Genomic DNA, 12,314 nt, shown 5'->3' on the forward strand with positions numbered 1-12,314 from the left:
AATTAAAAATAGGTTTCTTGTTTACTTATTTCTCAATTTCAATCCCAAAACCATTCGTAGGGAAGATTACCCAACGATCATTTACTTTCATTGCTTTGTTTACTTTTAAATGATATACTTTATTATCATTTAATTCGATTATGATTTTTAAGTCATAAGTAGCAGCCTCAATAGTTACTTTATTTCTTATGGTATTAACTTTTTTAGTTTCTACTAAAGCAGATTCTGTTTTTACCAATTTGATGTTTTCCCAATTAAATAAAGAATGCGCCTCCGAAATAAACTGATTTATACGTTTGATATCTTCCGGTTTTCTTTGTTTTCCTTTTCTAACAATTAGCTTTATTAAATCTTCGTTGGACTTTAATCTCGAAGATTCCTCAGGAGTTATTGTACCATTTACAAAACCATAAGCAGCATTTTCTTTGGGAGATATAAACAAAGAATACAAATCTTCTGCATCTTTATCTTTAATGCTATTTGTAATTTCGATGGCAAATTCATCAATAGTTACTGGTTCACTACATGAAACTAATGTGATAAGGCTAAAAAGAAGGATGAGTTTTGTAAATTTTATATTTTTCATTTTATGAATTTAGTTTTTGGATGGACTAAGATGTTTTACTCGATATCAGATTTAAGAAGTGAATATAAATTCAAGTCGATAAATTTATCGTAAAGTAATTCTCCTTGGCGAATAATGCCTTCCTTGGTAAAGTTAAGTTTTTCTGGGATTGTTTTGCTTTTAAAGTTTTCGGTTCCACATTTTATTTCGATTCGGTTTAATTGCAAACCCGAAAAACCAAAGTTAATAATTGCTTTACAAGATTTAGTTATAATCCCTTTTCCTTGTAGGTTTTCGGCAAGCCAATATCCGATTTCTCCAATTTTATTCTGACCATCAATTTTATAAACGCCAATTCTTCCTATGACTTTTCCATTATCAACAATAACAAAAGCATACTCATTTCCGTCTTTGTTTCGTTGCATTGTCCCTTTTACAAAATTCTCTGCAAATTCAACTGTTTGCATTCTGTCTACAAATGGTAACCATTCTCTTAAATGTGTTCTGTTTGCATCAACAAGATCAAAGATTGGTTGTGCATGATTCTCGTGGATTAACTCAAGTTTTAGGTTTTGGTCTATGTTTATGGTCATGATTGATGGGGTGAAGTATTATTTTATTTCTTTCTTTTTATTACTATCATAAATATTCCTAAAATTATTGAAGGAACCCAACATATAAAAGATATTTCGGCAATCAGTTTTATTAATGGAGTTATTGTTCCCATATAGCTAAACAATGCCCCAGTTATAAGAAACATTATTATACCATTTATAATAAAACCAATTCCTATTTTTTTGTAAATACTCATGAGTTGATTACTTTTTGTTGTTTATAGAATGTTAGCTAATATCTGTTAATTTAGAAATTTTGTCACCTGAAAATTTAAAGATTGATTTTCCTTTTAAATTCAGTTCTTGTCCTTTTTTGAGTCCATTAGGAAAGTCCATTCCTAAAATTGCAAAGTAGTTAATCTCTATTTCGGTTTCGTTTTCTAAATGTTTAAAAGATTTTATGGTTTGTGTTCGGCTCGAGAAATATGCTTTTGCCTGTTCAGCTTGCTGTTTAAAAGAGGTTAATCCAGCTAAAGACATATTTGTTTCGCCACCTTGAATATTCTCAAAGATTATAGCTTCGTCAAAATCTGAAACCATTTTGTCAATATCAAATTGGTTATAACCGTCAATGTAATTCTGAATTGCTTTTTCTCTTTTGATCATGATAATAGTCTTATATTCGAGGAATCTATTTCTTCAGCTAATATATAAATATTTATCAAGAATTTCTTCAAATGTGTCTATCTGACACAGGAATACACGAGCGATAGCGAACTGGCGAATATAAACATTGCCAACGGTTTCAACCGTTGGAGCACAATGCATTATCACAATCCGTATCCCACGGTTGAAACCGTGGGCTATGCAAAATACGATAGAATCGTAGCACCTCTGTGGCTTAAAACCTTTGTACCTTTGCTTCTCTGAACCTTTGAACCTTTTCTCAAAAAAAAACTCAGCCTCACCATTCCTAAGAATGACAAGACTGAGAAAGATGACAAGTTAAAATGTCTTTGAATTATTTTGCTCCTGGAGGAGAGTTCTCTCTTATGTATTTCATAAAGGTATCTAAAAGATGTTTTCTTGTTCCTTCACCTTCGGATATACTGTGCGAACGATTAGGATAAATCATCAAGTCGAACATTTTATCGTATTTAACTAATTCGTTAATTAAAACTTCGGCGTTTTTATAATGTACGTTATCATCGCCTGTTCCATGAACATATAATAAGTTTCCTTTTAGGTTTTTGGCGTGAGTTACTGGTGATGCTTTAACATAAGTTACTTCGTTTTCGCTAGGCAATCCCATATATCTTTCTGTATAAATATTATCATAAAAATGCTGATCGGTTACAGCAGCAACTGCAATTCCTGTTTTGTAAATTTCAGGATATTGAAACATTAAATTTAATGTTACTGCTCCACCGCCGCTCCATCCGTGAATGGCAACTCTGTCGGTATCGATAAATTTCCATTTTAAAACCTCTTTGGCAGCCATGGCTTGATCACGAGTATTTACGATTCCGATGTTTTTATAAATCGATTTTCTCCATTTTGTACCTTTCATTACAGGAGTTCCTCGGTTATCCATAGCAATTCCTATATATCCTTCTGGAATTAAATAGGCGATGTACGGATAAAAATATGGTTCGTCATTTGCTACAGAAGCCATTGGTTCTCCATAAACATAAAAGAACACAGGGTACTTTTTATTAGGATCAAAGTCTAATGGTTTAGCCATTATTCCGTCCATTTCGATACCATCTACAGTAGTAACTTTAAATTTCTCTAAAGAATAATTACGATCCGGAGCTACAAAAGAATCAGCTGTTTGTGGTAATATTTTTTTATGACTAGGTAAAGCGACTAAGCGTGTGTTGTAATCACGATTAATGTTAGAGTTGGTATGTTTGGCATATTTACCATCTGTAGAAAAACGGTATTCATTTGTTCCTTCAAATTCTTTAGGAGTAATGCGTTTTGTTTTTTTTGTATTCAAATTGGTTTCATACAAATAGCGTTGTGTTGCATCTGTAGGACTGGCAATATAATAGATAGATTTTGTTTCCTGATTATATGCTTTATAATAAGCGTCGAAATTTTCGGTGGTAATTAATTCTTTCTTTTTACCATCGGCACTAATTTTATAAATATGCATCCAACCATCAGCATCTGAGCTCCATAAAAAAGCTTTTCCGTTATCTACAAACTGACAAGGAAAAACATCGTATTCTCCCGAAGAGATGTCAAAAACATCAATCCATGATTCTGATTTTTCTTGATAGATTAAATTAGCTGTTCCAGACTTTGCATCACAAGTATAAATAGAAGCTTGGTTTTGAAGTCTGTTTAACTGAACAACCATTACATTTTGATTGTTGATCCATTCCATTCGAACCAAATAGTTATTGTCTGGCTCACCTGGAATATTTAACCAATTTGTTTTTAATGAAGTAATATCGATTACCCCAATTTTTACAGATGATGGTTTTTCGCCTGCTTTTGGATATTCTACAGGAACTGTAAAAGGATATAGTGCATCGGTATTGTTTATCATTAAATGGAATTTTGTTTGGGATGCATCTACACGCCAAAACGAAATGCTTTTTCCATCCGGACTCCATCTAAAACCATCTCGAGCTGCAAGTTCTTCTTCATAAACCCAATCAAAAGTTCCGTTGATGATTTTATCAGTTCCATCGGTTGTTAGCGGAGTTATTTTTCCAGTAACTAGATTTTCCAGATAAATGTTATGTTGCGAAACATAGGCTACGTTCTCATTATCATTAGAAAACTTAGCAAACATTAAGGATGACTTTTCTAAGCTTGTACCAAGTTGCTTTCCTTTACCAGTTGCAAGGTCAAAAAACCAATAATCTCCTTTGGTATTAGCTCTCCAAACTTTCTTAGAATTAGTATAGACCAATACTTTTGTTTTGTTTTGGTTCCAAACCAATTGTTCTATTTCACCCGTAAATCCAGATTTTTGTAACTGCTCCTGAGTTAAAATAGTAGTGTTTTGGTTTAGTTTATCAACATCGTAAACAACTACGTTTCCTTGGGAGTTTACCCAAAAAGAATGGGAGTTTGGCAACCAATTTAACCGATTAATATCAATGCTTTCCTGAGCAAAAACACTCGAGCAGATTAATAATAATAGTAGAAAATGCTTTTTCATTATACTTATGTAATTTTAGATTAATAATAGCGCTATGGTTATAGCGCTATAAAATTAATGATTAATGCGAATCAAGAGTTGAATTTTTGTATAAACCTAACGGGTTTTTAAATCTGTTAGGTTTAATCTTAATTTGTAGTTGTGTTGTTTGATCCCTTGATTCACATTTTTGCTATTCCTTTATTAATTTACTGATTATTGTTTTTCCGCTTGACGATTTAATTTTTAAAATGTAAACACCATTTACTTTTCCAGATAAATCAATTGTTATATCATTTGATTTAATTTTTGATGATGTTGTACTTAATATTAATTGTCCCGTAACACTGTAAACAGAAGCTTCGTATTCTTCTTGATCTAATGAAGGAATATATACAGTAAATAAATCTTTTGATGGATTAGGATATACCACAACTCCCTCGATTTTATTTTCTTTTACATTTAATGTTGGACTGTTGTTGATTTTGAAATTGTCAAACCAAACTCTGGTACCATAACCCGATGTGTTTCTTATCTTAACTAGAACACTCGATTGGTTTTTTACAACACTTAAATCTACAGTTTCGCTTCTCCAATCAGAATCTTGTGTTGGCTTCCAGTCATTAGTTTCATTTGCTTGCGTAGTAGCAGGGTCATCCTGAATAGGAGGCAATACAGTTTGCAATTGCAATTGATTCTTAGAATATACATTTGTCCAATTAACACCGCAATCTGATGAAACTAAAATATCGATCTGATCTGGGGCAGGAGCAGGGTCAAAAACACTTAAATATTGTGTGTATCCAAGATCAAAATGTAAATGAGGTTTATCAGCTGTTGTAAAATCCATTGATTTTAAAATTAACTCATCGACCATTCCTGTTGGAGCATCAGCATTATTGATAACTAAACAAGTTAAATCTCCTTTACCTACATCGGTGCGTTGTTCCCAAGTAATAGGATCTGCATTTAAATTTAGAACTTGCCAGTCTTGCTGAGGGAAAGCATCATTAAAATTCTCAGTAACAGGTAAAGTATTTTTACCTTTTATTGTTACTGCGCTTGTTTTTAGCATGGTTGTACCTTGTCCGTAAGTATTAGTAGCAACTAAAGTAACATTATAATCACCTGGAGTATTATATACTACAGCTGGATTCTTGCTTGTAGAAGTTGCTGGTGTTCCTCCTGGAAAAGACCATAACCATGAAGTTGGCTCACCAAAAGAAGTATCTGAGAATTGAACTGGTAAATCACTACAAATCATTGAACTTGTAATTTTAAAATCAGTATATGGTTTTTCTTTACTATCAAAAGTAAATTTTAAATTATCAATCCAAATTCTCGCACCATAACCAGATGTATTCACAAATTTAATCAGAACGTTAGGGTTTCCTTTAAAAGCTGTTAATGAAATTCTTTCAGTTCTCCAATCAGAATCTGATGTTGGAACCCAATTATTAGGATTTGTACTTGTGGCAGTTTCTAGTACCGTATGAGTTTTAGAGTATAAAGGTGTCCAAGTGGTTCCACAATCTTTGGAAATTAAAATATTTAGAAGATCAGGACTATCTGCATCAAATTTTGCATAAGCAACATCAAAAGAGAAATCAGTTGCACCAACTGCTAAGTTTAATGGTTTCAATGTAATTTCATCTACATCTCCTGCAGCATTATCTGCATTGTTTATAATCATACAAGAGGAAGAATTTCTGCCAGCAGCAGTACTTTTTTCCCATGTTAGATTGTTATTTAGGTTAGTGACTTCCCATCCAGCTGGAGGAAAAGTTCCTTCGAAGGTTTCTGTAAACGAAGCGCCTACAGGAGTAGTTACTGTAATAAAGTTTAATTTGGTAACTGAAGTTCCTGTACCAGATGGATTTGTAGTTGTTAAAGTAACATTATAAGAACCATTTGTAGTATATGTTACTATTGGATTTTGTGCTGTTGAGGTTGCAGGAATTCCACCTGGGAAAGACCATGACCAACTTGTAGGGTTTCCTGTTGAGGTATCTTTAAATGGAACAACTAAACTTGCGCAATTTGTTTTGGTAACAGCAGCAGAAAAATCAGATATAGGAGTAAGACTTTGAGTAATCGCTACATTTACATTGTCTATCCAAATGCGGGTTCCATAACCTGATTTGTTTTTAAAACGAATTGTAACATTTGGATTTCCTATATAAGCATTAAGATTTACGATTTCTTTTCTCCAGTTTTCAGGTGTACTCGGAATCCAGTTATTTGGAAGCGTTATAGGAGTAGTTGTAGTTTGAAGATCGGTATGTGTTTTAGAATATACAGATGTCCAACTTGCCCCACAATCGGTAGAAACTTCTACCTCAAGAACGTCTGGACTTATATCATCAAATTTTGTGTAAGCAACATCAAAATAGAGTTGACTATTTACTCCATTTGTAAAATTATAATAAGGAAGTTGTATGTAATCCAGTTCGCCAACGACAGCATTATCAGCATTATTCATAATCATACATGCTGAATCTCCATTGCCAACATCTTTACGTTTTTCCCACGCTAAACCTGCATCTGGATTTGTAATAGCCCATCCGTCTGGAGGAAAAGCTCCCGAAAAATTCTCAGTTAAGTTTACTGTAGATCTTTGATCAACTTTTATATAGCTGGTAATTGTTTTGGTGTCGTTTCCTAATGCGTTAGTAGCAGTAAGTGAAACAGGATAAATTCCTGGTGTTGTATAAGTAACTGTTGGGTTAACCGCTGTAGATGTAGCTGGTGACCCTCCGATAAAAGTCCAGGATCTGGAAGTAGGTAATCCAAGAGAAACATCTTTAAAAGTTATGCTTTTATTAGCACAAATAGCAGTTGTACTTGCTGTAAGTTGAGCTATTGGCGCTGTACTAATAACTCCCACAGAAGCTAAATTACTGTTTTGCCATAAAAAACCTCTAGGATATTTGGCTACAGTCATATCGTCTAGCCAATAAGTCATTGCATTAGTCTGGTCTTTGGTAAACATAGATTGACAATCTACATTATAATCCATTAAATTTTGATAGTTTGCAATAACTCCGCAGCTATTTACAGCCGATAAATTACAACCAAATCCCTGCGTTGTTGGTGGAGTATCTGCCATACCATCGTTAATTGGGTCACAACCATTCTGAAAAGTATGTTGCAAACCAAAATAATGTCCAAACTCATGAGACATTTCTTTAGCAAATTGGAAATTAGCATCAGATCCACCCGTAGTACCAATATATCTATGATTATAAGTTACGTGAGGAACAACATCTTGTACAGGTAAAAAAGCATGTCCAGAACCATAAACACCATCAGCTGGGTTAGGTTCATCTACAACAACTATGTCTAAGTAATATTTTCCGTTTTTACCGTAGTACATATAATTATAAATTTTCGAATCGTATCCATCGACAATATGTGCTTCTGGATGCCAGTTCATTCCGGGAGTTTCTAATAAATTGCCATCTGGGTCAACTGTAGCCAGAACAAATTGAATGTTCATTTTGCTTTTTATAGCTTCAAAACGTGGGTCTACAGTATTGTAAGCAGGGTATAAACCATTAAAATCTTTGTTGCAAACATCGATTGCATCATTAATTCGGCTTTGCATTTGGGCTTTGGTAAATGTTTTCCCAATATTAGATCCGTCATTTAGGATATGAAATACTACTGGTATAATATAAGGAGCAGCGTCCTTTTTCTTGGTTAATCCAGCTTTTTTTGCAGTTTCAATTTTTGGCAAAGATTGTCTAAATAGATCTTGCTCTTTTTGAGATAAATTGGTTCCGCATCCCATAATTGTTTGTGCAGAAGTGTTTAATGCGAAGAGCAGTAAAAACACAAATACTAAGTAATTTTTTTTCATAAAAATTTAGGTTAATTTGTAATTAGCTTAGATCCTGTAGTGTCAATTTCTATTTTTTAAATTAAAAATTGATCTAATGTCGTGGTCTTAATCTTGAGCTAAATATTTTTTTTGATAAAAGTACAGTAGTGAGTTGTGGCACATTTATATTATATTAACATTAAATAATGGTATATTATCTGGTTTAATGTTAAAAAATATGTTTAGGTGTTAATATATTGGTTGTTTTTTAAAGTGATTCGTATTTTTTGTGGTAAAAATATACAGAAAACACAAGGTAGTATGATGCCTGATAGGATTTTGCTACATCCTAGATTACTAATCGGAATTTTTTTTTAATTGAGGGATAGATACCAGTTTTTAGGTAATGTAATAATCGTTGGAATTATTTGGTGGAGTTATCTTTTTGTTGTTTAATTCCAAAAGTGTGTTTTCTATCATTTGCGACATGGTGTCCAGAGCCAAATCGTTAGGTTGTAGACCAAAAGGATCTTCTAGTTCATCTGCGATTGCTTCTAAGGCTACAAATGTATAGGCAATAAACACGATTGCAAATGGAGTAATCCAGCCTAATGTTTCTACAAAGCCAAAAGGCAATATAAAGCAGTATATATAAACTGTTCGATGTAGTAATACACTATAAGTATAAGGAATAGGAGTACTGGCAATTCTTTCGCAACCACCTACGATATCCGAAAGTTTATTCAGGTTTTCTTCAAATGCCAATTGGGACATACTATCGATTTTACCTTCTTTTTTTGCGTTCTTCACCCAATTTCCTAATTCTCTTAAAATAATGATGGGTTTAAAATGAACTTCTTTTAAGGTGTTTGCAAATTCTTTAGAAAGAAGACGACTCATGTCGTCGCTAGAATCAGTATGTCTGAGTTGGTGTTTTAATGCGTAAACGAAAGCAATAAGTAAATTGATAAATTGGTCACGTTTTTCATTATAGTCATTGTCTATTAATGTATGACTTTGTCGAGCCAACGATCTGGTGTCGTTAAGTAATGCTCCCCAAAGTTTTCTGCCTTCCCAGAATCTGTCGTAGCTAACGTTATTACGAAAGCCTAAAAAGATAGCCAACGCAATTCCAAATAAAGTAAATATAGCAGGATTAATATGTAGATTATGTTCTAATAAAAAAGGTTTGAAATACACCACCAATATCGAAAACAATAACAATAGTATTAATCTCGGCATAAGTTGTGGCAAAACGGAACCATTCCATTCGAACAACATTTTAAACCAATTGCTTTTTTTCTTTATAATCATTGGGTGAAATCAATTTTGTTACTACAAAAGTAATAATTATATCCCTGATTGTATCTCTCAAATTTTTGGTAAGTAGCTATGTAGTATTTAAGGAATGTAGGTATGATTGTAGCTTTTGAAGCATTATCAAAAGAAAAAGAACCTTAAATAATAATTGTTTAAGGGGTATTTTGATAATTCTTTCTGCTAAGCTTTATTCGATACTATTTTATTTCTCCTGTTCTAAATTATCAGCAGCAGAAATCTGATCAAGTATATTAGTTTGATTGGGTGCAATGTAATTTTTTGTCTCGCTAGCGATTTCTTTCTTAAAAAGAAGGTCTAATGCATTGTAAAGTCTTAATAAAACTTCTTTGTCTTCTTTTTCAATCTCTAAAGCAGTATTGAAATTAAAAATATAATTATTAGAGTTGCGTACTTCTACTTTTATCGTCTTAGACGTGATTTTAAATTTAACTATATCCATGTTGTTTGTAAATTACTTAGTTTGCAAAATGCTGTTTTTTTTGGTTTTTTTTGCAGTCATGCAAAAGATGAGGAGCTTTAATTTACCTTCTGAATATGAAGTTTAAGAGAGGCTTCATATAGATTCAGCAATATTAGGCGAGATTGAAGTAGCATCTTTGCGGCTAAAATATTTAGTTAAGGTTAATTTTATCACTTCAAATTTATGATTTTATCGTCAGTCCTAAAGGATTAGGGCAGTATTTTCTAAGCATAATTTCAATAAAAAACCCTTAAACAATTGTTGTTTAAGGGTTTGTTTTGGTAGCGAGACCGAGATTTGAACTCGGGACCTCAGGGTTATGAATCCTGCGCTCTAACCAACTGAGCTATCTCGCCATATTTGCAGTAAGAGTATGTCCCTCATTGCGGGTGCAAATATAGAAATAAATTTAGAGTTAGCAAGCAGAAATGAAAGAAAAAAAAATATTTTTAAAAAACTCTTTTTTTCAGAGATATATTCTTATATTTCCAAAAAATTAAATCTGGCACATGGATCTAAAAGTACGTTACGAAATCGAGTTTCCTATAAATTCATCTCCGCAGTTGTTGTATCAGTATATATCTACACCATCAGGATTGTCTGAATGGTTTGCTGATAATGTAAATTCACGTGGAGAGTTTTTTACATTCATCTGGAATGATTCTCAGGAAAAAGCACGTTTAGCATCCAAAAAAACGGGCGAAAAAGTTAAGTTTAAATGGGTTGACGAAAGCAGCAAAGACACAGAGTATTTCTTTGAACTGCATATTCTCGTAGACGAAATAACGAAAGATGTTTCGCTTATGGTAGTCGATTTTGCCGAAAAAGATGAGCTTGGAGAAGCGAAACAATTATGGGAAAATCAAATATCAGATCTAAAACATCTTATCGGATCAGTTTAGTAAAAGTCTATTTTATAACTTATATTTGCCCTGAACAAAAATTCAGGGTTTTTTTATGATTAATTTTAACGGAAACATAGTAGCGCAGGACGATAATTTATTGATTCAAAATCGCGCTTTTTTGTATGGAGATGGTGTTTTTGAAACACTTAAAATAGTAAATAATAAAATCCTCTTTCTTGAGGATCACTATTTTAGGCTAATGGCTTCAATGCGTGTAGTTCGAATGGAGATTCCTATGAACTTTACAATGGAATATCTAGAGGAGCAAATCCTTTCATTGCTTAATCATAATTCTATTGCCGATTCGGCTAGAGCAAGAATTACGGTATATCGTAATGACGGCGGATATTATTTACCTCAAAACAATACAGTATCCTTTTTAATCCATGCGACAGCTTTGGATAATAAAGCATACGAAGTAAATGAGAATCCATATGAAGTTGATTTGTACAAGGATTTTTATGTTACCAAGCAATTATTGTCATCAATAAAAACGACAAATAAAATAATAAATATCACAGGAAGTATTTTTGCAAATGAAAACGGACTGGATAATTGTATTTTGTTAAATGATAGTAAGAATGCAATCGAAGCATTACAAGGAAATTTATTTATGTTGTTGGGTAATAAATTAATTACACCACCAGTTTCTGAAGGATGTTTGAATGGTGTGATGCGTAAACAAATTTTAGCCCTTGCCAAAAAACTAACAGACATAGAAGTTGTAGAAGAACCAATATCGCCGTTTGATCTTCAAAAAGCCGACGAATTGTTTCTTACTAATGTTATAAAAGGGATTCAACCAATAACCAAATACAGAAAGAAAGATTTTACGACTAAGATATCTGGTATCCTTACGCAAAAACTTAATGAAAGTATTGCTTAATTAATTGAGATACGGATTCTCTGGTGCATTAGACCAAATAAGATAATCGCCTCCCAGTTCGATAATTTGTTCTTTCCAGAAATGGGTAGGTGATTTTCCGATAATTTTATTTTTATAATTATTATCGGCTATAATCCAGGAGTTACCCTGCATTTCTGTTTCGAGTTGGTTTTCGTCCCAACCAGTGTAGCCCAAAAAGAAACGTATGTTGTTCTTATTGATTGCTCCACTATTAATTAAGTCTTTTGTAGACTCAAAATCTCCTCCCCAATATATACCATTTGAAATTTCGACACTATTCGGAATTAAATCGGGTATATTATGGATAAAATAGAGATTATCCTGCTCAACTGGACCTCCATTATAAATCTTGAACGTGGCTTGGATTTCGGGAATTAAGTCATTAATAGTATATTTAAGTGGCTTATTTATGATGAAACCTATTGAACCTTGTTCATTGTGATCTGCTAATAGAATCACTGACCTGTTAAATGATAAGTCTCCAATTATAGAAGGCTCGGCAATAAGCAGGTGTCCTTTTTTTAATTTTTCTGAAATCATATCGTTACAATTTTTATTAAATTTAAGAATAAATTTTTTAAAATCGTAAATAAAATCGT

Annotated in this window: 10 protein-coding genes and 1 tRNA gene; 2 read left to right on the top strand and 9 right to left on the bottom strand. The window is 32.8% G+C overall.

All coding sequences use genetic code 11. The annotated features are described in order from the left end of the window. Positions 1 to 25 precede the first annotated feature (25 nt). The 8 genes from ACJ6WR_RS14805 to ACJ6WR_RS14840 all read right to left on the bottom strand — a co-directional run bounded on the left by ACJ6WR_RS14805 (position 26) and on the right by ACJ6WR_RS14840 (position 10,259). Positions 26 to 586 carry a hypothetical protein gene (locus tag ACJ6WR_RS14805; protein ID WP_039118065.1) on the bottom strand — a complete coding sequence of 187 codons (561 nt, stop codon included), beginning with the start codon at positions 584 to 586 and terminating at the stop codon, positions 26 to 28. A 35-nt stretch (positions 587 to 621) separates the two neighbouring features. Then, complete coding sequence (locus ACJ6WR_RS14810) at positions 622 to 1,158, bottom strand: GNAT family N-acetyltransferase (protein ID WP_409415638.1); 537 nt, start codon at positions 1,156 to 1,158, stop codon at positions 622 to 624. Positions 1,159 to 1,407: 249 nt separating this feature from the next. Continuing rightward, a complete protein-coding gene (locus ACJ6WR_RS14815; RefSeq protein ID WP_409415639.1) occupies positions 1,408 to 1,785 on the bottom strand; it encodes a nuclear transport factor 2 family protein in 378 nt (125 codons plus the stop codon). Between the two features lie 355 nt (positions 1,786 to 2,140). Next, the gene (locus tag ACJ6WR_RS14820; RefSeq protein WP_409415640.1) at positions 2,141 to 4,300 is read right to left on the bottom strand and encodes a DPP IV N-terminal domain-containing protein; all 2,160 of its coding nucleotides are present in this window, start codon (positions 4,298 to 4,300) and stop codon (positions 2,141 to 2,143) included. 172 nt (positions 4,301 to 4,472) lie between these two features. Then, positions 4,473 to 8,141, bottom strand: a complete 3,669-nt coding sequence (locus tag ACJ6WR_RS14825; protein ID WP_409415641.1) for a PKD domain-containing protein — start codon at positions 8,139 to 8,141, stop codon at positions 4,473 to 4,475. A 360-nt stretch (positions 8,142 to 8,501) separates the two neighbouring features. Beyond that, the gene (locus tag ACJ6WR_RS14830) at positions 8,502 to 9,416 is read right to left on the bottom strand and encodes a bestrophin family protein (protein ID WP_409415642.1); all 915 of its coding nucleotides are present in this window, start codon (positions 9,414 to 9,416) and stop codon (positions 8,502 to 8,504) included. Positions 9,417 to 9,624: 208 nt separating this feature from the next. Beyond that, positions 9,625 to 9,882 (bottom strand): hypothetical protein, encoded by a 258-nt coding sequence (locus ACJ6WR_RS14835; protein ID WP_039112317.1) that lies wholly within the window; start codon positions 9,880 to 9,882, stop codon positions 9,625 to 9,627. A 300-nt stretch (positions 9,883 to 10,182) separates the two neighbouring features. Continuing rightward, a tRNA-Met gene (locus ACJ6WR_RS14840) sits at positions 10,183 to 10,259 on the bottom strand. Between the two features lie 153 nt (positions 10,260 to 10,412). Here ACJ6WR_RS14840 and ACJ6WR_RS14845 point away from each other — a divergent pair. Together ACJ6WR_RS14845 and ACJ6WR_RS14850 are read left to right on the top strand one after the other, a co-directional pair. Continuing rightward, entirely contained in the window at positions 10,413 to 10,805 is a 393-nt protein-coding gene (locus tag ACJ6WR_RS14845) for an START-like domain-containing protein (protein ID WP_035620801.1), read from the top strand. A gap of 55 nt (positions 10,806 to 10,860) precedes the next feature. After that, positions 10,861 to 11,694 (top strand): aminotransferase class IV, encoded by an 834-nt coding sequence (locus ACJ6WR_RS14850; protein WP_039112280.1) that lies wholly within the window; start codon positions 10,861 to 10,863, stop codon positions 11,692 to 11,694. On the opposite strand, the gene ACJ6WR_RS14855 is transcribed toward ACJ6WR_RS14850, so the two are convergent. Beyond that, a complete protein-coding gene (locus ACJ6WR_RS14855) occupies positions 11,695 to 12,255 on the bottom strand; it encodes a YqgE/AlgH family protein (RefSeq protein ID WP_039112398.1) in 561 nt (186 codons plus the stop codon). It lies immediately after the preceding gene. Positions 12,256 to 12,314 lie beyond the last annotated feature (59 nt).

The sequence above is a fragment of the Flavobacterium sp. PS2 genome (genome assembly GCF_046250155.1).
In the GTDB taxonomy this organism is placed as follows: domain Bacteria; phylum Bacteroidota; class Bacteroidia; order Flavobacteriales; family Flavobacteriaceae; genus Flavobacterium.